The organism is Siphonobacter sp. (assembly GCF_048595215.1).
Classification (GTDB): Bacteria; Bacteroidota; Bacteroidia; order Cytophagales; family Spirosomataceae; genus Siphonobacter.
Window position 1 is genome coordinate 1 of the sequence record NZ_JBMDWJ010000112.1, and the last position, 22,940, is coordinate 22,940.

At 47.4% G+C, this 22,940-nt stretch carries 16 protein-coding genes; 9 read left to right on the plus strand and 7 right to left on the minus strand.

The features are described 5' to 3' along the window. Positions 1 to 514 precede the first annotated feature (514 nt). A complete protein-coding gene (gene argS / locus ACOJTG_RS06585; protein ID WP_420153078.1) occupies positions 515 to 2,296 on the plus strand; it encodes an arginine--tRNA ligase in 1,782 nt (593 codons plus the stop codon). 307 nt (positions 2,297 to 2,603) lie between these two features. On the opposite strand, the gene ACOJTG_RS06590 is transcribed toward argS, so the two are convergent. Further along, positions 2,604 to 3,503, minus strand: a complete 900-nt coding sequence (locus tag ACOJTG_RS06590) for an RluA family pseudouridine synthase (protein ID WP_420153079.1) — start codon at positions 3,501 to 3,503, stop codon at positions 2,604 to 2,606. Between the two features lie 210 nt (positions 3,504 to 3,713). Between ACOJTG_RS06590 and ACOJTG_RS06595 the strand changes: the two genes are divergently transcribed. From ACOJTG_RS06595 to ACOJTG_RS06605, 3 genes are all read left to right on the plus strand, one after another. Next, positions 3,714 to 4,265: a glutathione peroxidase gene (locus ACOJTG_RS06595; protein WP_094813908.1), complete on the plus strand. Its 552-nt coding sequence runs from the start codon at positions 3,714 to 3,716 to the stop codon at positions 4,263 to 4,265. Positions 4,266 to 4,422: 157 nt separating this feature from the next. Next, on the plus strand, positions 4,423 to 5,316 hold the full coding sequence (locus ACOJTG_RS06600) for a 1,4-dihydroxy-2-naphthoate polyprenyltransferase (protein WP_420153080.1): 894 nt from the start codon (positions 4,423 to 4,425) through the stop codon (positions 5,314 to 5,316). A gap of 172 nt (positions 5,317 to 5,488) precedes the next feature. Beyond that, complete coding sequence (locus ACOJTG_RS06605) at positions 5,489 to 6,814, plus strand: tetratricopeptide repeat protein (protein WP_420153081.1); 1,326 nt, start codon at positions 5,489 to 5,491, stop codon at positions 6,812 to 6,814. Between the two features lie 84 nt (positions 6,815 to 6,898). On the opposite strand, the gene ACOJTG_RS06610 is transcribed toward ACOJTG_RS06605, so the two are convergent. After that, positions 6,899 to 7,672, minus strand: a complete 774-nt coding sequence (locus tag ACOJTG_RS06610) for an AMP nucleosidase (protein ID WP_420153082.1) — start codon at positions 7,670 to 7,672, stop codon at positions 6,899 to 6,901. Between the two features lie 120 nt (positions 7,673 to 7,792). Between ACOJTG_RS06610 and ACOJTG_RS06615 the strand changes: the two genes are divergently transcribed. Together ACOJTG_RS06615 and ACOJTG_RS06620 are read left to right on the plus strand one after the other, a co-directional pair. Beyond that, positions 7,793 to 8,248 (plus strand): type I restriction enzyme HsdR N-terminal domain-containing protein, encoded by a 456-nt coding sequence (locus ACOJTG_RS06615; protein ID WP_420153083.1) that lies wholly within the window; start codon positions 7,793 to 7,795, stop codon positions 8,246 to 8,248. 189 nt (positions 8,249 to 8,437) lie between these two features. Next, a complete protein-coding gene (locus tag ACOJTG_RS06620; RefSeq protein WP_420153084.1) occupies positions 8,438 to 9,925 on the plus strand; it encodes a TonB-dependent receptor in 1,488 nt (495 codons plus the stop codon). Positions 9,926 to 10,481: 556 nt separating this feature from the next. Here ACOJTG_RS06620 and ACOJTG_RS06625 read toward each other — a convergent pair. Both ACOJTG_RS06625 and ACOJTG_RS06630 read right to left on the minus strand, forming a co-directional pair. Further along, positions 10,482 to 13,589 carry an efflux RND transporter permease subunit gene (locus ACOJTG_RS06625; protein WP_420153085.1) on the minus strand — a complete coding sequence of 1,036 codons (3,108 nt, stop codon included), beginning with the start codon at positions 13,587 to 13,589 and terminating at the stop codon, positions 10,482 to 10,484. 130 nt (positions 13,590 to 13,719) lie between these two features. Next, entirely contained in the window at positions 13,720 to 14,808 is a 1,089-nt protein-coding gene (locus ACOJTG_RS06630; RefSeq protein ID WP_420153086.1) for an efflux RND transporter periplasmic adaptor subunit, read from the minus strand. Positions 14,809 to 15,132: 324 nt separating this feature from the next. Here ACOJTG_RS06630 and fsa point away from each other — a divergent pair, with 324 nt between their 5' ends. The 3 genes from fsa (at position 15,133) to ACOJTG_RS06645 (ending at position 19,005) form a co-directional block, all read left to right on the plus strand. Then, positions 15,133 to 15,789 (plus strand): fructose-6-phosphate aldolase, encoded by a 657-nt coding sequence (gene fsa, locus ACOJTG_RS06635; protein WP_104710000.1) that lies wholly within the window; start codon positions 15,133 to 15,135, stop codon positions 15,787 to 15,789. Between the two features lie 143 nt (positions 15,790 to 15,932). Beyond that, positions 15,933 to 16,280 (plus strand): hypothetical protein, encoded by a 348-nt coding sequence (locus ACOJTG_RS06640; protein ID WP_420153087.1) that lies wholly within the window; start codon positions 15,933 to 15,935, stop codon positions 16,278 to 16,280. A gap of 277 nt (positions 16,281 to 16,557) precedes the next feature. Next, entirely contained in the window at positions 16,558 to 19,005 is a 2,448-nt protein-coding gene (locus ACOJTG_RS06645; RefSeq protein ID WP_420153088.1) for an outer membrane beta-barrel protein, read from the plus strand. 241 nt (positions 19,006 to 19,246) lie between these two features. Here ACOJTG_RS06645 and ACOJTG_RS06650 read toward each other — a convergent pair whose 3' ends face one another. The 3 genes from ACOJTG_RS06650 to rsfS form a co-directional block, all read right to left on the minus strand. Then, positions 19,247 to 20,065: a UDP-2,3-diacylglucosamine diphosphatase gene (locus ACOJTG_RS06650; protein WP_420153089.1), complete on the minus strand. Its 819-nt coding sequence runs from the start codon at positions 20,063 to 20,065 to the stop codon at positions 19,247 to 19,249. Between the two features lie 141 nt (positions 20,066 to 20,206). Continuing rightward, a complete protein-coding gene (gene ftsH / locus ACOJTG_RS06655; protein WP_420153090.1) occupies positions 20,207 to 22,252 on the minus strand; it encodes an ATP-dependent zinc metalloprotease FtsH in 2,046 nt (681 codons plus the stop codon). 164 nt (positions 22,253 to 22,416) lie between these two features. Next, positions 22,417 to 22,809: a ribosome silencing factor gene (gene rsfS / locus ACOJTG_RS06660; protein ID WP_104710005.1), complete on the minus strand. Its 393-nt coding sequence runs from the start codon at positions 22,807 to 22,809 to the stop codon at positions 22,417 to 22,419. Positions 22,810 to 22,940 lie beyond the last annotated feature (131 nt).

Sequence of the window (22,940 nt, forward strand, 5' to 3'; positions counted from 1 at the left end):
TGTCGGAAGTATGATGGGTAGTTGAAGGGTCGTTTAAAAATACATTCTGTGTAGTAAGCGTTGGACGTATTCCCCGGAGTTTAGTTCCGGCAGGGAGCTGAGCAGAAGCTGGTGTTAAATGAATACAGAAAAGGGATAGGAGTAAAAAATAAAACTTCATAAGCGTAGATTGATATGATTTCCGTGAAGGTATAAACAGTTCTTAACTGAGAAATGTAATTAACACTATTTAACAGGTCTTAATCTTCATAGCTAAAGCTAAAGTAGATCCTTATTTGTCTTCATGAAAACGCATTAATCGATTCTTGATGAAGTATTAATCTTCGGGAAAATGACGAAGTAAAAGGTTGAAGAAGCTATAAATTTTTAGCTAATAAATGCCAGAGCGTCAGAGTTTAAGGGGGGATTCATTGTTAGTCGAGCGGGAGGGGAAGGCATGAATCCTGTACTTTGTCAACCTTGGTATTAGCTCGGTGCCGCAATTCGTATAATTTTGCAGGGTTTTTGACTGACTATGAATCTCACCGAACAAATACAGGCCAGTCTGGCCGCGGCTCTCCGGCAGGAGTTTGACCTGGAGGTGGCTCCTGCGGAATTACAGCTGCAACCGACCAAAAAAGAATTTGAAGGCTTCTATACCTTCGTTTGCTTTCCTTACGCGAAGCAGCTGAAAAAAAGTCCCGTTGAAATCGGTACCAAACTGGGCGAGTACGTGCTGGCTCAGGGCGGAGTGGTTTCTGCCTTCAACGTTGTACAGGGTTTTCTGAACCTGAGCATTGCCGATCAGGTATGGCTGGAACTCTTCGGTATGATCCACGCCAACGAGCACTACGGCCAGCTACCCGCGAAGGGCGAAAAGGTGATGGTAGAATATTCGTCTCCCAATACGAATAAACCCCTGCACCTAGGACACCTGCGAAATAACTTTCTGGGGTACTCCATCGCTGAAATCCTGAGAATGAGCGGCTATGAGGTGATGAAAACCAACGTGGTAAACAACCGGGGTATTCACATCTGTAAGTCCATGCTGGCGTACCAGTTATTTGGTCACGGCGAGACACCGGCCACCAGCGACATCAAAGGCGATCACCTGGTCGGTAAATACTACGTGGCTTTCGATAAGGCTTACAAAGCTCAGATCGAAGAACTCGTAGCCAGTGGCATGGAGAAAGAAAAGGCTGAGAAGGAAGCTCCCTTGCTGAAGCAGGCCGAAGCCATGTTGCTGAAGTGGGAAGAGGGCGATCCGGCTACGATCGGCTTGTGGGAAATGATGAACAGCTGGGTATACGCTGGTTTCGACGAAACGTACCAGAAAATGGGCGTGAATTTCGATAAGATTTACTACGAATCGGATACGTACCTGCTGGGCAAAGACATCATCGAAGAAGGACTGGAAAAAGGGGTATTTTACCGCCGTCCGGATAACTCGGTATGGATTGACCTAACGGCCGATGGATTGGATGAAAAGCTGGTGCTGCGTTCGAACGGTACTTCTGTATACATTACCCAAGACTTGGGATTGGCTGATTTGAAGGCCAAGGATTTCCCCATGCAGAAATCCGTATACGTGGTCGGTAACGAGCAGGATTACCACTTCAAGGTGCTGTTCCTGATTATGCAGAAACTGGGTCGGCCCTATGCTGCTGGCCTGTATCACCTGAGTTACGGCATGGTGGATTTGCCGAGTGGAAAAATGAAGTCCCGCGAGGGTACGGTAGTGGATGCCGATGATTTGATGCAGGAAATGAAGGAAACCGCCGAAGCCATGACGAAAGAACTGGGCAAAATCGACGGTTTTACGGAAGAAGAAGCCCAGTCGCTGTACCATACGCTGGCGATGGGAGCTTTGAAATACTTCCTGTTGAAGGTTGATCCGAAAAAACGGATGCTGTTTAATCCGCAGGAAAGCGTGGATTTTCAGGGAAATACGGGTCCGTACATTCAGTACAACCACGCCCGGATCTGCTCCATCTTACGCAAGGCCGATCAATTACAACTGACGCCTACTGCACCCCAGGGTATAGACCTGCAATCGAGTGAACGTGATCTGATCTTTACGCTGAGCCAGTTCCCGCAACGGGTGGACGATGCGGCCAGTCTGTACAGTCCGGCTCTGATTGCTCAGTATGTCTATGATCTGGCCAAAACGTACAGCCAGTTCTTTAGTGAAGTACCCATTTTTGCGGAAGAAAATCTGGATAAGAAACAATTCCGGGTGGCTTTATCGAAGTCCGTCGCGGAAGTGATTCGCAAGTCCATGAATCTGTTGGGTGTAACGGTGCCGGAGCGGATGTAAGATAGGAGCGTCACAACAGCCGTTGCAACAACGGATGTTTTCGTGAACCGGCCGAAAGTCTCAAGACTTTCGGCCGGTTTTTTATTTGTACTAATTCAGAAGAAAGCTTTCCGGGCAACCTCTCCGGGAAGCAAGTTGTCCGTAGCATTCGCTACGGACTTTTTAGTTGGTAGGCTGTGCCTACCGGGCTGATCGAGTTCCCCGCATTGCATGCGGGGCTATACATAGGGAACCCCTTCGGGGTTGGGCTCGCTGGTGGTATACCTCCAGTCAGGAAGCTTCTTGCCCTTACGGAAACCCAAAATCCCTACTTCACCACATCCAGAAACTTCCGCGGAATGGCCGTTTCGAAACGAAGCTGTTCGCCTGTAACCGGATGCTGGAAGGCCAGTACCCAGGCGTGTAGACCCAGGCGATTAATCGGATCATGCCGCGACTCGTACTTTTTATCGCCAACGATGGGGTGACCAATACTCTGGAGGTGTACGCGAATCTGATTCTTTCGGCCCGTTTCGAGCTGTACTTTCAACAGAGAGAAACGAGCGTTTTTCTGGATGGTTTCGTAATGCGTCACGGCCGTTTGGCCGCGTTCCGGATTTTGGGTCACGTACACCATCATGGACTTTTCACTTTCTACCAGATTAGTATTAATGACGCCCGCCGGCTGACGCAGTACACCCGCCACCAAAGCCAAGTAAATTCGCTCCTTCGTCGTCGACTGCCAGGATTCCTGTACTTTCTTCTGAACGGCCTCGCTCTTGGCAAACATCATCAGGCCCGAGGTTTCACGGTCCAGGCGGTGAATGATGAAAATCTTGTTGCCGGGTTTCTGGGCTTTCACGTGTTCGCTCAACAAGTGGTAGGCCGTACGGCGTTTTTCCTTCTCCGTTGCCATCGAAAGTAGTCCGGCTTCTTTCTCGATGACGATCAGGTGTTCGTCTTCGAAAACGATCTTCAGACCGTCGTACTTTCGCTCTTCGGGAGCTTTTGCCCAGCGAACTTTTACTTCCTGCCCCTTCTGTAAAACGTAGTTGTACTGAAACGTAACTTTCCCATCTACCAGTACCTGCTTGTCCCGCAACAGGGACTTGACGTTATTGCGATTCTTGGAAGGAAACTGCTTCAGTAGAAACGTCATCAGTTCTGCCGGCTCAGCAACAGCAAAGCGGGTATCTTCTTTCTTTTCGTATGGATTTTTCTTCTGCATGAATTCGAATTCTCAAAAAAACGAGCAACAAAGGTAAGAAGAAAGAACCGCCTGCGTTTCAGCAGTGAAGCACTGAACTTCTTGTATATTGCACAGAATTGACTGACTCGCCGATTTGGGCAGTGAGGCAACCTTATGGATAAACTTTTCGTTTACTAGTCGAACTAATCAAACTCCTTATTGCATTTGATCATGGTAAAACTCATGCTTATGTTAGGAACCTTACTAACGGGCTTATTTGCCGATAAAAACGAGGCAGTAACCCGTCCGGAAAACATGGTGCCGGCGAAACAAACCCTGTACGATTTCAAGGTGAAGTCACTGGATGGCAAAGAAGTAGACTTGTCTAAGTACAAAGGCAAGAAAGTGATCATTCTCAATACAGCTTCCAAATGTGGTTTCACGCCGCAGTACGCCGATTGGGAAAAATTCTATGAAGCCAACAAAGGTAAAGTAGAAGTACTCGGTTTTCCTTCCAATGATTTCGGTGGTCAGGAACCCGGCTCTGAAGAAGAAATTGGAGCTTTCTGCCAGAAAAACTATGGCGTAACGTTCCCCATGTTCTCCAAAGTAGCCACGAAAGGTGCCGAACAGGCTCCGTTGTACAAATGGTTGTCTACGAAAGACCTGAACGGCTGGAACGATAAAGTGCCGACCTGGAATTTCTGCAAGTACGTTATCAACGAAAAAGGCGAACTGACGCACTTTTTTGCTTCCAAAGTGAAACCCGATAGCCCGGAGTTTCTGGAAGCGATCAAGTAATCCTTGCTTCAAACGAACGTTCTGCCGCTGCCAGCTCTTTTGCTGGCAGCACGCATTTTGGGCAAGTCCGGTGAACGCTTACTTTTGTATCCCCTTTGTTTCCTGAACACCAACAGAGCGTCCATACTGAGACACTTTTATTAAACTCCGCAAGCATATGCGTTCCTGGATTTCGGCAGCCCGCCCCCGTACCCTGCCTCTGTCCCTTTCCTGCATCCTGATGGGCAGTTTTCTGGCCGCCGCTCAGGGTGGTTTTCGCTGGTCCGTTTTTGGTCTGGCCGTCCTGACGACCGTTTTATTACAGGTACTTTCCAACTTTGCCAACGACTATGGAGACAGTGTTTCGGGTCTCGACAACGACGAGCGAAAAGTGGCTACGCGGGCCGTACAAACCGGTGCCATCACTAAAGAACAGATGCGTACGGCCATTCTTTCTTTTTCAGTACTGACGCTGGCGTCGGGTCTGTGGCTGCTGTACGTAGCCCTTGAAGGCGGCACGGGCCAGGAGTTCTGGTACTTTCTGGGCCTCGGCATTCTTTGCATCATTGCGGCCATTACATACACGGTTGGGAAACGACCCTACGGGTATGCCGGTCTGGGTGATTTGTCGGTACTGATGTTTTTTGGTTGGGTAGGCGTGCTAGGTACGTACTACCTGCATACGCGTTCGCTCGACTGGAGCATCCTGCTGCCCGCTACCAGTTGCGGTGTATTTGCGGTAGGCGTACTGAATATTAATAATATCCGGGACCTGGATAACGACCGTCGGAACGGAAAAAATTCGATTCCTGTACGACTGGGAGCCGCTCGGGCGAAAACCTATCACTGGCTGTTGTTGAGTACGGGACTGGTATGTGCGGCGGCATACGTCATTCTGGAGCATCCCAACTGGAGTAGTTACCTGTTTCTGCTCACACTTCCACTATTCTGGAAAATAGCCAGTGGCGTACAGAAAGGACAACGACCCGAAGAAATTGATCCGTATCTGAAACGAATGTCGCTTTCTACGCTTTTGTTTGTCATTCTCTTTGGAATCGGGCAGTTGCTTTGATACCTGAAGATTGCTGGAAGGAAGCTGACCAAGGGTTGGGTAAAAGGCGTTGGAAAATGGTTCGCTTCCTTTTATTTCATCCGAAGAATATACCTTTGTATACCCATACCAAAACAGTCAGCACTACCTAGCTAATGAAGATACCTATAGCGTACACATTTAAATCTGCTTGATGAAAAGACATTTCCTTGCTATTCTTCTGACGCTTTTCTGGGTGTCAGAGCTGCAAGCCCAAACCCCGACCGAGTTTTTCAGTCGCGGGTTACAAAAAAGTAAAACGAATGATTACAAAGGTGCCCTGGCGGATTTTAGTCAGGTCATCAGTATGACGCCCGAAAACCCGCAGGCGTACTACAATCGAGGTTTGTGCAAAGCCCTGCTGGACGATCATCCGGGAGCCATTCAGGATTATGATCGAGCGATTTCCCTGAAAGCCAATTACTACGATGCTTTGCTAGCCCGGGGTGATAGTCGTTACAAACAAAACGAGTATCAAGCGGCTCTCAATGATCTCAATAAAGCCGTAGAAATGGATGCGACGGATAGCCGGGCGTACCTCAACCGGGGTATGATTCGGAGTAAGCTGGAGTACTATCAAGCAGCGATTCAGGACTTTACGAACGTAATTGAATTACAACCGGAAAATATTCAGGCTTATTATGCTCGTGGCTTGTGCAAAAACAGGCTGGGTGAATATCAGGCAGCCTTGAAAGATTTAACCCACGTAAGTCAGCTCAACTCGCGACTGCCGCAGGTGTACCTGGCCCGGGCCTTTACCTATACCAAACTTTCGAACCCTAAAGCCGCCGTTGCCGACTATAATACGGCCATTACCCTGGATCCCGAAAACGTGGATTCGTATTGTCAGCGGGGTTTTGGAAAGTACCAAGTATATGATTACAAAGGAGCTCTAGCCGATTTTGAAAAAGCCCTATCGATGGACCCGGAAAATGCCATGGCGTTTTACGGACGGGGTCTGGCGAAAACCCGGACCGGAGCTTCAAAAGAGGCCATCGAGGATTTGACCCGAGCTATTGAAGTAGATAATGTGCTGGAAGCTAAGCCCGTATACGGAGGAGCGATTTCCAAGAACGTACTGGACAACCTGCGGAACGCCATCGTGGATAACAGTCGGATGCAGGAGTTTTCGAACGAACGGGCTGAAGCGTACGAAGTGCGGGGGATGAGCAAGTACAAAATGGGCGACGCCCGAGCCGCTATTCTGGACTTATCGAAAGCGATTGAATTGAATCCGATTTATCCGGAAGCGTACTTTCACCGGGCCTTGGCTCGCTCAGCTCTGAATGAACAGGCGGGGGCCATCCAGGATTGTTCCAATGCCATCCGTTTCAATGCCACTTACGCCGAGGCGTATTACCTGCGGGGCCTGATTCGGCACAGCCAGGGTGATGAAAGCCAAGGGTGTATGGATTTAAGCCGAGCCAGTGAACTGGGCTACAAAGCCGCGGCTCCCGCTCGCAAGCAATACTGCAAATAGCAAATCGGTTAAAACAGAAAGTTGCAGGTAGACCCCGGACGCGATTCGGGACTTACCTGCGACTTTCTACCTTTTAATAAGCGACTACTCAAACCGTAAGTGTTTCACGGAAGCCCCGGACTGGGCCAGTTCTTCCAGCGAATCGATACCAATTTGCAGGTGCTTTTCGACGAACTGTGAGGTTACCTTCTTATCGCTTTCTTCCGTCTTAACACCCTCGGGAATCATGGGATTATCGGATACGAGTAACAAAGCTCCGTGGGGAATCTGATTGACGAAACCTACTGCAAAAATGGTAGCCGTTTCCATATCCACGGCCATTGCCCGGGTTTGCCGGAGGTATTCTTTGAATTTCTCGTCGTGTTCCCAAACCCGGCGATTCGTTGTATACACGGTGCCTGTCCAGTAATCCATGCCGTTCTTCACAATCATGGACGATACGGCCCGTTGTAACCGGAAGGAGGGGAGGGCCGGAATCTCGGGGGGCATGTAGTCATTACTTGTACCTTCCCCACGAATGGCCGCAATGGGCAATACTAGGTCACCTAATTGCGTATGTTTCTTAAGGCCGCCGCATTTTCCCAGGAAAAGTACGGCTTTGGGATGAATCGCTGAAAGTAAATCCATGATGGTTGCCGCTACCGGGCTACCCATACCGAAGTTGATAATGGTGATTTGACCCGCCGAAGCCGTTTGCATGGCTTTGCCAACCCCACGGATTTCTACGCCGTAGCGTTCCGCGAACATTTCAACGTAATTTTGAAAATTGGTTAGTAGAATATACGGACGAAATTCTTCTAAGGGAGTTCCTGTATAACGGGGCAGCCAGTTGCCGACAATTTCTTCTTTCGTTTTCATAAGCTATAATGAGTCAATCGGACAAGTATAAGTCATACGATTGATTGGGGTATTAAGAAATAGTAAAATTTGGCAAAAGTACTAAAAAAATCTGAATCTGTTAAATTATTCAAGTCGATTATGGTTAACTTGAACTTGCCCGCCTACGAATATCAGCTTCGGGAGTGGGAGGGGCTAACGCAGATTTTCTGTGGATTGCGAAAAAAATGGCTGGTACTGACGCCCGAAGAATGGGTACGTCAGCATTTTGTAGCCTTGCTCGTCGGGACGTACGCGTACCCGAAAAGTTTATTGAAGATTGAAGGCGGACTGAGTGTATACAAGACTGCCAAGCGTTCTGATCTGGTGATGTACGACCGGGATGGTCTGCCTTTTTTACTCGTAGAATGTAAAGCTCCGGAAGTGAAAATTACCACTCCCGTGCTGGAACAGGCCCTGCGGTACAATCATGTCATCAAGGCTCCTTATGTAGCCCTGAGTAATGGCATGGAACATTTCGTATTTCAGCTGGATCCGGCAGGGAAGTTGAGTCGTCTGACGGATTTGCCCGCGTTCGGGAAAAAGGATACGGACTGAACCTTTGCGGGAAAGTATGGTACTTTAAGCATACCTGTGCAGAGGACCAGCAACCTATCTATACTGTTTAGCAAGAATACGTTTTTATTATTGACAGGTTAAAGCCTCAGGGCCTAACTTCGTTCCTTAAACAAACGACAACGAGTTTTGCGAGTACCCCATACCCGCAGGAATCTATCGGTTTTGATTATGCCATCATCAACGTACGAATATTTAGGTACCAAGCAAAAAGCTCTTAAAATCAACCTTGACAAACGAATCTATGGTTCGTACGCCGAGATTGGAGCTGGACAGGAAGTCGCCGCGAATTTCTTTAAGGCCGGTGGTGCTTCGGGTACGATTGCCAAAACGATGTCGGCCTACGATATGACCTTTTCAAACGCCATTTATGGCTTGGAAGAAAGTGGCCGGTACGTCGTCGAAAGCCGACTCATGAAAATGCTTCGGCACGAATACGATCTGCTGATCGAACGTTTGGACCAAAAGCGGGGAACAGACACCTGCTTTTTTTCTTTTGCTGATACCGTAGTTGCTCTGAATTACCATAAAACCAATGAGTCGCACGGCTGGGTTGGCTTACGGTTTCAGCTCTCGCCCCAGTCGGAACCCAATGATGTGATTATTCACGTTCGGATGCTCGATAACGACGCAATCTTACAGCAACAGGCACTGGGTATCATCGGGGTAAACCTGATTTATGGGTGTTATTACTACCACCAGATGCCCGAAATTTTGCTTCGTTCGCTCATGGACGACCTGACGACCGAACGGATTGAAATTGATATGATTCGCTTCAACGGACCGGATTTCAAGAAAGTCGATAACCGGTTGATGAGTCTGTATCTGGTAAAAAATGGCTTTACCAACGCGGCTTTATTTGGACCGAACGGGCAAAACCTGCAACCCGCCGATACGCTCTATAAAAAGCATATTGCGGTGATTCGGGGACGGTTCCGGCCCTTTGCGTTGGTCCATCAGGATATGTTACAGAACGGCGTAGCTCAGTTTTTGGAAGACCCCGAAGTAGATCCTAACCGGGTGGTGGTACTAACGGAGCTGACGTTACAAAACCTGCGGGATGGCGACGATATTAATGAAAAAGACTTCCTGGATCGGGTGGATATTCTGGGAAAATTGGGCCTGACGGTTATGGTTTCCAACTATACCGAATATTACAAACTGATTTCTTACCTGGCGAAGCTAACCAAGCTGAAAATCGGTCTAATTATGGGTATCCCTAACCTGGAATTCATTTTCGACGAACAGCACTACGCCAACCTGCCGGGTGGAATTCTGGAAGCCTTTGCGACGCTCTTTAGCCGGAAAGTCAAGTTGTACGTGTATCCGGCCTTGCGGCCCGACGGTACGCTGGCTAACTGCTTCAAATTCCAGTTGCCCTTCCATCTTCGGGATTTATTCAGTTATCTGATTTCTAATAATAAAATTGAAGACATCCGAAGCTTCAACAAACTTAACCTACACATTCAGTCCGATCGCGTATTGTCGATGATCAAGGCTGCTGAAGAGGGTTGGGAACAATACGTACCCGCCGAAGTCGCAGCAATGATCAAGGATAAATGCCTGTTTGGTTTTCCATGTGTTGTGTACCCAAAAGAAGAGGAACCCGTGGAAAGTGCTAACACCTTTTTCACTTCGGAAAAAGAAGACACGCAATAAGTTAGTTATTACTTTAAACAGAGAATGCACGGAAGTTTTAATTCCGGGCATTCTCTGTTATTGATGTAATTGGCTTAGTTGTTATAGATGCGTTCTTCGTCCCGCAGACACGGCTGGTTATTTAGTCCGTAGGCATCCCATCCCGGCACACCCGCTGCTGATTTCTTCTTGCTCAGGCCACCGCATTGCTGAGGAAATAGGCAGCTTATCGCGATAGGACGGGGTCGGGATATGTCGTCTAAAAGGGCATCTGCTATATATTAACAACTACCGATTTTTATCTGCAAGCTATTGCTAAAATATGAAAACCCTCCCGCCTATCAACCGCGTAACGACCTACGATAGCCGCAACGCGGTGGCCTGAAGCAGGCCATCGTTAGTCGTGGAGTGGATGATAGGCTACCGAACAGCCCGGTATAAAAGACCAAGCTCGGTATAGGTGAATAACGAAGCTCCTACAGAACAACGATTTATCCGTTATGGAATGGCATAGCTAATAATCACGCGTCTCTAGAGGACGGAATCGTAATCTGTTTTTACATTAAGCTTACATCAATTACACTAATGTCATTTCCGGCTCCGTTACTTTGCCATTTTGCTTGGTAGGGGTTACGTCTTTCCGGCGGGACATCATTGCGTATACGGCAGGAATGACGTACAGCGTCAGCATCAAAGAGAACATAATACCCCCTACAATTACAATCCCGAGTGGGATACGGCTTGTAGCCGCGGCTCCCAGCGACAAGGCAATCGGCAAGGCTCCCAAGGCCATGGCTAAACTGGTCATCAAAATCGGGCGTAAACGCATGGTAGCGGCGGTGATGGCGGCCTCTACTTTACTCAAGCCTTCTTTACGCTGCTCGTTGGCAAATTCTACAATCAAAATACCGTTTTTCGTAACCAAACCCACCAGCATGATCATACCGATCTGCGAAAAAATATTCAGCGTCTGATCAAACAGCCAAAGCGAAAGCAAGGCTCCGGCGAGGGCCAGCGGCACGGTAATCATAATGATAATCGGATCGAGGAAGCTTTCGAACTGAGCCGCCAGAATCAGGTAAATCAAGACCAGGGCCAGTAAGAAAGCGAAAGACGTATTCGACGAACTTTCGGCAAAGTCCCGCGAAGAACCCGTCAAAGCCGTAGCAAATCCCTGCTCGCTCAGCTTCAGTTGCTGGGCAACCGCCTGCATGGCTTTGATACCGTCGGCAATCGTCATACCCGGAGCCAGACCAGCCGAGATGGTCGCGGACTTGTACCGATTGTAGTGGTACAACTGCGGAGGCGTCGTGGATTCGGTGATGTGTACGAGGTTATCCAACTGAATGGCTTCACCGCGACTATTTTTAACGTACAAGGTCTGTAAGTCAACGGGCTGCGAGCGATCCTTGCGGTATACTTCACCCATGACCTGATACTGCTTGCCATTCCGCGTGAAATAACCGTATCGACGGTTACTGTACGCCAATTGCATGGTTTCTGAAATATCGGCTACCGATACACCCAGCTCACTGGCTTTGGCCCGGTCGATTTCTACGCGTAACTCGGGTTTGTTAAACTTCAGGTCAATATCTACCCCTTGTAAGGAAGGATGCTGGTTAGCCGCCTCCAGAAATTTCGGTAGCATGGCTTTCAGCTTTTCAAAATCATTGTGCTGAATAACGAAGGAGACGGGTAAACCACCGCGTCGGTTTACCGCAATGGTCTGCTCCTGAACGGCAAAGGCTTTTCCCTCGGGGAAATTCTTCGTGTTTCGGTTGATCATCTCCACGATTTGCTGCTGACTGCGTTCGCGTTCGTTGATCTCCTTCAAGCCAATCCGAATGGTACCCGAGTTAACCGAGCCCGCTCCGGAGAAGCCGGGAGCCGTAATGCTCATCACAATTCGTTTTTCGGGTACGGAATCGATTACGAACTGGGTTAGGCGACTCATGTAGTCATCCATGTAATCGTAAGCCGTACCTTCGGGAGCCGTAACGGACAGACGGAACTGACTCCGATCTTCCAGCGGAGCCAACTCTGACTGAATGGTATTAAAAAGCACGTACGTCAAACCAAAACAAGCCGCGATGATTCCCCAGGCGAGCCATTTCACTTTCATGAAACTGGCCAGTGTATCGTGATAACCTTTATCCATCCACTGGAAAAAAGGCTCCGTTTTATCGTAGAACCAGGAATTTTTGTGCTGCTTCCGCGACATGATCACGTTCAGTACCGGCGTGAGCGTCAGGGATACGAAGGCCGAAATCAATACAGCTCCGGCTACCACAATCCCGAATTCCCGGAACAAACGACCGACGAACCCTTCCAGGAAGATAATCGGCAGGAATACGAAGGCCAGCGTAACCGAGGTCGAAATAACGGCGAAAAAGATTTCTTCCGAACCTTCCTTGGCGGCCTGCATCCGGGGCATACCCGCTTCGAGTTTTTTGAAGATGTTTTCCGTTACTACAATCCCATCATCGACGACCAGCCCCGTGGCCAGTACAATCGCCAGCATCGTCAGAATGTTGATCGTAAAGCCGAAAATGTACATGATGAAAAAGGCTCCCACCAGCGATACCGGTATATCAATCAGGGGGCGGAAGGCGATGGCCCAGTCCCGGAAGAACAGGTAGATAATAATAACAACCAGTACCAGCGAGATTAAGAGCGTTTCTTCAACTTCTTCAATGGAACGTTTAATGAAACGAGTATTGTCCAGAGCAATATCCAGGTGGATGTCTTTGGGCAAATCCTTTTTGATCTCCTCCAGACGCTTGTAAAAATCGTCGGCAATGGCTACGTAGTTCGAACCGGGCTGCGGTACAATCGCCATACCGATCATGGCAACGCCGTTGCCTCGCATGGCGGTTTCTTCGTTTTCCGGACCGAGTACTGCTTCACCAATGTCCGAGAACCGAACTACCTGACTATTCTGGTTGCGAAGAATAATGTTGTTGAACTCTTCTTCCGTGGTCAAGCGACCGAACGTACGAATACTTAATTCCGTCGCATTACCGGCAATTTTCCCGGAGGGAAGTTCGACGTTTTCCCGGCTTAACGCATTCAGTACATCAACGCCAGTAATGTTGTAGGCCGCCATTTTAGCCGGGTCGAGCCATAACCGCATAGCGTAGCGTTTCTCGCCCCAGAGCTGAATACTACTCACGCCAGGAATCGTTTGTAGACGTTCCTGCAGAACGTTGGTAGCGTAGTCGTTGATTTCCAGAATATTCCGCGTTGTACTCTGAACGGTCATCGTAATAATGGCATCCGAGTTAGCATCCGCTTTGTTTACCACGGGCGGAGCATCAAGGTCATTCGGTAATTGCCGCTGGGCCTGGGCTACTTTATCCCGCACGTCGTTAGCAGCCGCTTCCAGATTGGCTTCCAGGTTAAATTCAACGGTAATATTACTCGTGCCCTGGCTGCTGGATGAGGAAATCGAGCGTACCCCGGCAATCCCGTTGATGGCTTTTTCCAGCGGTTCGGTAATCTGTGATTCAATAATATCGGCGTTAGCCCCGGCGTAACTGGTACGCACGTTGATAATGGGCGGGTCAATCGCCGGGAAATCCCGAACGCCCAGAAACGTAAAGCCGACGTATCCGAACAACACAATGATGATGTTCATCACGATGGCCAGTACGGGGCGACTTAGGGACAAAGAGGGTAAGCTCATACGTGGATCTTTTACACTATAACCAGTTCAATAGATCAGTAGTACGGGAAGAAGTTTAGGCTGCTGAAACACAGAGATCTATGAAATACGTGTGCCACTCTTCCGTGCGTTTAGATAGGAATGCGTACTGCTACTTTTTTACATTTCTGATCTTCAGCGGAGCATCCGGTTTAATCTGAAGAATACCGCTGATTACCACCGTATCTCCAGCCTGAATACCGTTGACCACCTGTACTTTGGTGTCGGTTCGGGTGCCGGTTTCTACGGTTACAAACGAAGCCTTGCCCCCGCGGGAAACGACCACCTGTTTATCTTTGGTACCCGGAATAATTGCCTGTGAAGGTACCAGTAAGGCTTCGGGCGTTTCGCCGAGCTGGAGTTTCACTTTGGCAAACTGGCCGGGGCGGAGCTGATTATTGGCATTGGGTACCAATGCCCGCAGTTTGATAGTACGCGTAGTCAAGTCGATTTTGGGTTCGATGGCGTAAACTTTACCCTGAAATTCCGTACGCTCACTCGCTACGTTGAAACGAACGCCGTCGCCAATATGAACAACATCCGAATATTTTTCGGGAATCGAGAAATCGACTTTCAAAGGATTGGTTTGCTGAAAACTGGCGATGACCGTGGTAGGCGAAACGATGGCTCCTTCACTCACGTACCGCAGACCAATCTTGCCCGCAAAGGGAGCCCGGATTTCCGTACGTTGTAATTGAGCGTTAGCTACGGCCAGATCCGCGTCGTAGGCTTCAACCTGCGATTGGGCTACGTCCACTTCCTGCTTACTGACACCTTCGCGTTCGAGCAGGTACTGCAGACGTTCGAGCGATTTCTGAGCCAGTTTCCGCTGCGTTTTTACTTTCAGTACCTGAGCAGAAAGATCAGCATCAAAGAGTTTAATCAACAGGGCTCCTTTGGGTACAGGCTGTCCTTCCTTGAAGTAGATTTTCACGACTCGGGCATTGATTTCCGGCTGTAGCGAAAGCTCTTCGTTGCTTTGTAGGGTACCTGTCGTTTCAATACTGTTACTTAATTTTTCAGTACTAACTACATATCCATCCACCGAAAGTGGCCGGGCTGGACCACCACCGCCCCCTCCTGCACGCTCATTTCCGGCTTTTTTCTTTTCAGTACGATTCAATTTGCCATAAACCAGATACCCAATGCCGCCTACAATGACAACCACGAGTAACCAGCGAACAAGGCTTGATGATTTCATAAGGTTTGTAAACAAATACATCCAGCTTCGGAAAGAAGTCGGAAGAAGAATGGGAGGTTAACTATTAAATATTGTACGAAAATAACAGATTTTTAGGCGTATTGATGGGTCATGCCGAAGAGGGAGTTCCCGTTTTCCAAAATCCAAAGACCAAGCAGGGGAGGAGTATGAAAAACTCCCGTAGTTTTGCGACGTAATTTTTTACTCATTTATCCAGAAAGAGAGAGGGGCTTCCTTTGCCTGAATCCTCTTTTAAAGAAATGAGTACCCATGACCAATGGAGTAAACGGACCTCTTTTTAAACTGTATAACCAAGAGTAGCGTATGAAATTTTTCATTGATACGGCCAATCTCGATGAAATTCGGGAAGCCCACGAGTTAGGCGTACTGGATGGCGTGACGACCAATCCTTCGCTGATGGCCAAGGTGGGAATCAAGGGTAAAAACAACATTTTCAAGCACTACAAGAGCATTTGTGATATTGTAGACGGGGACGTGAGTGCTGAGGTAATCAGTACGGATTTCAAGGGAATTATTCGGGAAGGAGAGGAGCTAGCGGAAATCGACGAAAAAATCGTGGTTAAAGTACCCATGATTCGGGATGGCGTAAAAGCAATCAAATATTTTGCTGATAAGGAAATTAAAACGAACTGTACACTGGTGTTTTCGGCGGGGCAAGCCCTGCTAGCGGCTAAAGCCGGAGCGACCTACGTTTCTCCCTTCGTGGGTCGGTTGGATGATATTTCGATGGACGGTATCGAGTTGATCGAATCCATTGTATCCATCTACGAAAACTACGGTTTTCTGACCCAGGTACTAGCGGCCTCCATTCGTCATCCGGTACATATTTTGAAGTGTGCCGAGATTGGTGCTGACGTAGCTACCTGTCCGCTATCCGTCATTACATCCTTACTGAATCACCCTTTAACGGATAGTGGATTGAAGAAGTTTTTAGCTGATGCTGCCACCTTCACTGAATAAAGGATTATTTGTTTCTACAAAAAAAGCCTGTTCGAAACAGGCTTTTTTTGTAGAATATTAAAATAAAAGTTGCTAAAAATGATGAATGGTGACGTATTTGTAAGGACTGAATTTTAAGTTTGTATTTTCGAAAGTGCCCGCTCATGTTGAAACGCATACTTCTTTTGTCTTTTGTGTTTGGCTTTGGATTGACCTCGTATGGTCAAAACAAGGCGTCTGAGCGTAAAAAATCTTCCGAAGCGACGATGCAGGAAGAGTCAGAGGGTGGGCTTTCTAAAGTAGTAACGTTTATTAAAAATGCGGGTAAGGTCATAGACAATCCCACGAAGCTGCGAATTGAAGTAGAGGAGGAAGTACCACCTAGGGAAAAACCCAGAAGTGGATTTGGTAAAGTGATTCGCTTCATTCGGGATGTAGGTAAAGTCATGGACGACCCCACGCAGTTAAGCATCTCCGTAGAAAAAGATAAAGCTCCCCGTAAAGAAGAATAATTATTCCGATACGATCCGGGTCCGGTAATCGCTAGAACGACTACCGGACTTTTCTTTTTTCGAAATATTTGATGGGGCGTGCAACGTCATCCGGGGCTCCTGCATCCATTAGTTATCCCCTCGCTTTCTCCAGTTGATCCCCTCTTTTTTACCGTTCATCCGATTATTGTGCAATTCATAGTAGCTGGTATTGCATAGTACTTCGTTCGACTCGCATCTTTGGGTCATCAACGAGATTAAAACATCTAATTCTATCTGTCTCCTTACCATAAAAGCCATGAAAACTATTCTATATACTCTAACCTTTCTACTAGCGGGTATAGGCTTGGGCTTCGCCCAGAAGCCCTTCCAGGGAAGTGTATCGGGCAAGATTACTGATGTGTCGGGAAAGGCCGTTGAATTCGCTACCATCATGGTACTCAAGGCCAAAGATTCGACTTTAGCTAAGGGAGGCGTAGCCGATGCCAATGGTACCTTTGAAATTGAAGGGCTGGCGGAAGGCCGTTACTTAGTAACGCTTACGCAAGTAGGATTTGCCAAGAAAACAACCCCTCCGTTCGTATTGAATGCAGAATCGCCGAGTGTGAAATTGGCTGCTTTAGTAATGGAGCCTGCTTCGCAGGATCTGAAGGAGGTACGAGTAGCCGCGGCCAAACCTTTCATTGAACAGCAAATCGATAAGACGGTCGTTAACGTTGAAAACAGCATTGTAGCGGCCGGAAACACGGCCCTGGAAGTACTCGAACGTGCTCCGGGCGTAACCGTAGACCGCGATGGTAATATTTCGCTGAAAGGCAAAGCTCAGGTACGAGTAATGATTGACGGGAAACCTACGTACCTGTCTAACGAAGATCTGGCGAATTTACTCCGCAATACGCAGGCGAATCAACTGGAGAAAATTGAAATTATGACCAATCCATCGTCCAAATACGATGCGGCTGGTAATGCCGGGATCATCAATATCCGGACGAAGAAAAACCAGAATGCGGGTTTGAATGGCTCGGCTAGCTTAGGTTTTGGATACGGCTTGAATCCTAAGGCGAATGGTAGTTTGAACCTGAATTACCGTCAGAACAAATGGAATGTCTTTGGTAATTACTCGGGCGGGGCTCGTAAAAACTGGCGGGATCAGTCGATTGTTCGCAAGTTCCGTTCGGGCGATGAAGTGACGGCTTTGTACGATCAGTTTGCCGATAATACGACCCGAAATCACAACAACAACGTAAAACTGGGAGCCGATTATTTTGCTTCAAAAAAGACGACGATTGGAGTTTTGATGAATGTAAATGCCGGAGGCTGGGGTATTATAGGCGATAACGTCACAAAAATTTATAAAGGAACCAGCGTACTAGAAAAAACTACGACGACTGGTCAGAACTTTGATAATACTTGGAAAAGCCTGACTACCAACCTGAATCTGAAACATACGATTGATTCAACAGGTAAAGAATTTACAGCCGATATTGACTACGCCCGGTACGACAATCGCTCGGATCAGCGGTACAAGATTACGACAGTTAATCCAGCGGGAGTAGATCTGGAAATCCCCCGCTTCGACGTAGGTAATACCAAGGGCATCGTGGATATTTATTCAGCAAAGGTAGATTACACGCATCCGTTCAGTAAAAATTCCAAAATGGAAGCAGGTCTGAAAACGGCTTTCGTTACGACGGATAACAACATGAAATTCACCATTCAGCAGGGAGAAGCACCCCGTGTGGATCCCGGTCGTACGAACCAGTTTATTTACAGAGAAAACATCAATGCCGCGTATCTGAACTACAGTACGCAAATCAAGAAAACCTCGATTCAACTCGGTCTGCGTGGGGAGCAAACGGTGATGAAGGGAAATCAGGTGACGTCAGACACGAGCTTCCGCCGTAACTATCTGAACCTATTCCCGAGTGTATTCGTCCGCCAAGAATTAAATAAGAAGAATACCGTAGGCTTTTCGTACAGCTACCGCATCGACCGCCCTGATTACGAGGATTTGAATCCCTTTCTGTACTTCCTTGATTTGTATACCTATCAGCAGGGAAATCCGTACCTGAGACCCCAATTCTCGCACGTAGCTGAAGTGACGCATACATTTATGGGGGCCGTAACGACCACGTTAAATTACGGACGTTCAAATGGAATTATTACCGAAGTTTTACGTCAGGACGATGCCGCTCGTACCACCTTTATTAACAAAGAAAACTTTGGATTCCGCGAAAACTACGGCGTAGCGATCTCAGCTAACATTCCAATAACTAAAAAATGGATGAGTATCAACTACCTCAACGTGAACCGCAACCGTTTTGTGGGCTTACTCAATGGAGGCGAATTTGACGGACGCATCGTAACGACGACCTTCAATACGCAAAACCAGTTTACGCTTCCTAAAAACTGGTCTGCAGAAATCAGTGGTTTCTATATGAGCGGGTTCCTAGAAGGTACGATCAAAGGCGAGCCGATGTGGCAGGTTTCCGTAGGAGTACAGAAACAGTTCTGGGATAAAAAAGCCAGCTTAAAGCTGAATGTACGCGATATTTTCTGGTCGCAACAATTCCGGGGAAGTTTCGTATTCGGGAACGTGGACATGCAGATTCGGAATAAGTGGGAAAACCGGGTAGCGAACCTGACCTTCTCGTATCGCTTTGGAAACTCTAAGATTCAGGCATCCCGCCGCCGCAGTACTGGTCTGGAAAGTGAAGCCGGTCGGGTGAATCAGGGCAGTAATTAGTAAATATCTTTAATAAATCAATAGGAAAACCAGCGAAGCTTCGCTGGTTTTTTCGTTACGTTGAAATTGATGTAATGCACCGTATCCATTGGTATTCCGCAGTTCCCCGCATTACATACGGGGCTAATTGTACAACATCCCAAAAGTTTCTAACCTCCGGGATGCTATTACGAAATCGATAATCGACTGAAAAAGAAGAAGTTGATTTGTTAAAAAGAAATATAATTTGTAAAACTATCAACTATCTCTTATTCGCTGGAATCAATAAAGCCGGATCGTTCTCGAATATTCCCATAGTAAACTGTTCTCCGTCGTAATAACCATACGACTGCGTGTGAATCCACTCGCCAATATTGATGTATCGGCTGGTAGCAGAAACGTCCATATCTAGAACTAGATGCCGGTGACCAAAAATGTAATAATCGTGATGGAATTGAGCTTCGACTTCACGACAATACTGAAAAATCAACTCCGCTTCGTCACTTCGGAAAAACTCCTCGGGTCTACCAGCTTTAGAGGCTCGCGAATGCCGGGCCCAGCGGTAGGCTAGTGTGATCCCTACGTCAGGATGCAACCAGCGAAATAAAAACTGAAGAAACGAATTAGTAAAGACTGGCTTTAGGATTCGTTTGTAGGCCCAGTCACCAGGACCCAAACCATCCCCATGGCCAACCAAAAAACGCTTAGTACTTTGATTGCTAGTTACACGAAAATCAATCGGGTTACGGTGAACCGGAATGTCGAATTCCTTCGGAAAATAATTCCGCATCCACAAATCGTGATTGCCTGTAAACAGATGAATTTCAACACCCTCATCCCGTAATTGAGCTAGTTTGCCTAAAAAACGAACATAGCCTTTCGGTACGGCTTCACGGTATTCGTGCCAGAAATCAAAAATATCACCTACTAAAAACAGTACCTGAGCTTCCGGACGAATTTGCTCAAGCCAACGTACTACGGTACGTTCACGTTCGGCACTTTTAGAAAGGGGGGCACTGCCCAAATGAAAGTCGGAAGCAAAGAAAATTTTCTTTCCGGGAAGGAGTTGAATATCGTTCATTAGAACAGGAAACAGCAGCAATGGGCTCTGCTAAATGAAGCTACAAAGATAGAAGGCCATTAATGAATTCGTACAGCGAACCTTGAAAGCATAAAAAAACGTCTCTCCGAGTGATCAGAGAGACGTTTTTTATTGAGAAACTTAGGCTTGTTCTGTCGGAACTACTTCTGAATTATCAGGAGCAGCATCCTGAGGAATTTCGGTAGGAGCTGATTCTTTATCAGCTGGCGTACCGTTTTTACCCTTCATATAAGCTTGGTAAGAAGTCTCCTGCTCAAACGGACGTTTGCCAATCAGTTCTTCTAAGTCAGACTGGAAGAGTACTTCCTTCGTCAGCAATTGCTGAGAAATTACCTCTAAAGCCTGAATGTTATCGCGTAACAGTCCTTTCGTGCGTTCGTAAGCTGCATCTACAATCATCCGTACTTCTTCATCAATAATGCGAGACGTTTCTTCCGAGTAAGGCTTGTTAAACGAGTATTCGTTATTGCCTTTTGAATCGTAAAACGAAATGTTACCCAGTTTTTCGTTCATACCGTATACGGTAACAATAGAGTAGGCCATTTTCGTTACACGTTCCAGGTCACTTAAAGCACCCGTCGAAATTTTACCGAAAACTACTTCCTCGGCCGCCCGTCCACCTAACGTCATACACATTTCGTCGAGTAGCTGTTCGGTACGGTACAGGAATTGTTCCTTCGGCAGATACTGAGCGTAACCTAAAGCGGCCACACCACGGGGTACAATCGTAACTTTTACCAGCGGGTCGGCGTGTTCAAGGAACCAGCCTGCTACGGCGTGACCCGCTTCATGATAGGCAACGATTTTCTTTTCGTGCGGAGAAATAATCTTGTTCTTCTTCTCCATACCGCCAATCACCCGGTCCATTGCATCCTGGAAATCCTGCATATCAATGGCCTGTTTGTTTTTCCGAGCAGCGATCAAGGCTGCTTCGTTACAAACATTCATGATTTCAGCACCAGCAAAACCAGGTGTTTGGGCCGCTAACTTGTTGGCTACTACATCCGGAGCCAATTTCAGCGTCGACATGTGTACTTTGAAGATGGCCTCCCGACCAATAATATCGGGCTTGTCAATCGAAATCTGACGGTCAAAACGACCCGGACGCATCAAAGCAGAATCCAACACATCCGGACGGTTAGTAGCTGCTAGGATAATGATACCAGAATCCGTAGCAAAACCATCCATTTCTACTAACAACGAGTTCAGAGTATTTTCCCGTTCGTCATTAGCTCCGGGCATGGCACCCCGGCCCCGTGACCGACCTACCGCATCAATCTCATCGATAAAGATGATACAGGGAGCTTTTTCTTTCGCTTGTTTGAAGAGGTCACGTACCCGAGCGGCACCTACCCCTACGAACATTTCCACGAAGTCAGAACCTGACAGAGAGAAGAAGGGTACACCGGCTTCACCCGCGACAGCTTTTGCCAACAAGGTTTTACCCGTACCTGGAGGGCCAATCAACAAGGCTCCTTTGGGAATCTTACCTCCGAGGTCCGTAAACTTCTTCGGATTTTTGAGGAATTCAACAATTTCCTTAATCTCTTCCTTCGCTTCGTCGAGACCTGCTACATCATCAAACGTAATTTTGACTTTGTTTTCTGCATCAAAAAGCGTAGCCCGCGAACGACCGATATTGAAGATTTGTCCACCCGGACCAGCACCGCCAGCCATGCGACTCATCATAAAGTACATCGTAACGACGATCAGAATCAGGAAACCCCAGCTGGAGAAAAATTCCACGAGTCCGGCTCGCTCATCCACCGTATAGTCAATGGGAGCTGTCGGATGGGCCTTATTAAATTCCTTTACATCGTCATTAAAAATCTCGGTCGACGGAATGGGAAAAGCAAAATGGGGTCCCGGCGTAGAAGGGAAATACGATTTTTGACTGGTCAAGCCTCGGTATTCAGGTTTCTGTAAGGCTTCCCGCGTCAGGGTAACTTCGACCAGTTTGTCATTCACGACAACGGTTTGTTCTACTTCACCTTTCGCAGCCATTTCAAAGAATTGTTTCATTTTAATTCTTTGAACAGCACTGCTCTTACTTACGAACATAATCGCAATGATCGCAACCACCAATCCCGCTACGAGCCAGCCCTGAAAACCTGGTCGGCGGGGAGGTTTAGGTAATTTAGGTCTATTTGGGGTTTCTTCAGCCATATTCTGTCTTTCTTGCTTGGATGCCGAATAGGAATCCGGCGATGGTCACTCTGGCCGAAAGGCCAGTTAAATAGTAAAAGTGTAATCCACAAGATGAATGAATGGTTTCGTCAGACGATTCAGCTTGGGTCGAATGGCAGAAAAATCAGGGTGAACGGCTAAAATCAGGCTTCGTCTTCGATAACCGTAAATTCAGCATCGCCCCAAAGCTCTTCCAAACGATAGAAATCTCGTCTCTCTTGTTTAAAGACGTGTGCCACTACATCGACATAATCGATCAGGATCCATTCTTTCTGACTTTTTCCTTCGCGATGCCAGGGATTCACACCCGTAGCCTTATGTACTTCTTCGTCAACCGAATCAGCAATAGCATCAATTTGCGTGTCTGACTTACCAGAGCAGATGACAAAGTAATCCGCAATGGCATTTTTCACGCCTTTTAAATTTAAAACCACAATATTCTGGGCTTTTTTCTCCTGCATGCCCTTCACCACAAGTTGGCAGATTTCATCCGCCGAGATGTCATTTTCTTTGACGCGTTGAGCCGTTTCAATCATTCGTTAAAAGATTACCGTTAGCGGCTGACAGAATCGATCTGTGTTCAGCATAACGAATCGAAGAGTTTAAATATTAAGATTACGAAGTACGCTTAAAATTAGGACTTGTACTTCATCTGACACGTATATAA

Bases quoted from the DNA above. Each gene is read 5' to 3' on its own strand.
- ACOJTG_RS06650 (WP_420153089.1), bottom strand. From the start codon at position 20,065: ATGAACGATATTCAACTCCTTCCCGGAAAGAAAATTTTCTTTGCTTCC.
- ACOJTG_RS06595 (WP_094813908.1), top strand. From the start codon at position 3,714: ATGTTAGGAACCTTACTAACGGGCTTATTTGCCGATAAAAACGAGGCA.
- ACOJTG_RS06645 (WP_420153088.1), top strand. From the start codon at position 16,558: ATGAAAACTATTCTATATACTCTAACCTTTCTACTAGCGGGTATAGGC.
- ACOJTG_RS06600 (WP_420153080.1), top strand. From the start codon at position 4,423: ATGCGTTCCTGGATTTCGGCAGCCCGCCCCCGTACCCTGCCTCTGTCC.
- ACOJTG_RS06610 (WP_420153082.1), bottom strand. From the start codon at position 7,672: ATGAAAACGAAAGAAGAAATTGTCGGCAACTGGCTGCCCCGTTATACA.
- ACOJTG_RS06630 (WP_420153086.1), bottom strand. From the start codon at position 14,808: ATGAAATCATCAAGCCTTGTTCGCTGGTTACTCGTGGTTGTCATTGTA.
- ACOJTG_RS06625 (WP_420153085.1), bottom strand. From the start codon at position 13,589: ATGAGCTTACCCTCTTTGTCCCTAAGTCGCCCCGTACTGGCCATCGTG.
- rsfS (WP_104710005.1), bottom strand. From the start codon at position 22,809: ATGATTGAAACGGCTCAACGCGTCAAAGAAAATGACATCTCGGCGGAT.
- ftsH (WP_420153090.1), bottom strand. From the start codon at position 22,252: ATGGCTGAAGAAACCCCAAATAGACCTAAATTACCTAAACCTCCCCGC.
- ACOJTG_RS06620 (WP_420153084.1), top strand. From the start codon at position 8,438: ATGCCATCATCAACGTACGAATATTTAGGTACCAAGCAAAAAGCTCTT.
- ACOJTG_RS06640 (WP_420153087.1), top strand. From the start codon at position 15,933: ATGTTGAAACGCATACTTCTTTTGTCTTTTGTGTTTGGCTTTGGATTG.
- fsa (WP_104710000.1), top strand. From the start codon at position 15,133: ATGAAATTTTTCATTGATACGGCCAATCTCGATGAAATTCGGGAAGCC.
- ACOJTG_RS06590 (WP_420153079.1), bottom strand. From the start codon at position 3,503: ATGCAGAAGAAAAATCCATACGAAAAGAAAGAAGATACCCGCTTTGCT.
- ACOJTG_RS06615 (WP_420153083.1), top strand. From the start codon at position 7,793: ATGGTTAACTTGAACTTGCCCGCCTACGAATATCAGCTTCGGGAGTGG.
- ACOJTG_RS06605 (WP_420153081.1), top strand. From the start codon at position 5,489: ATGAAAAGACATTTCCTTGCTATTCTTCTGACGCTTTTCTGGGTGTCA.
- argS (WP_420153078.1), top strand. From the start codon at position 515: ATGAATCTCACCGAACAAATACAGGCCAGTCTGGCCGCGGCTCTCCGG.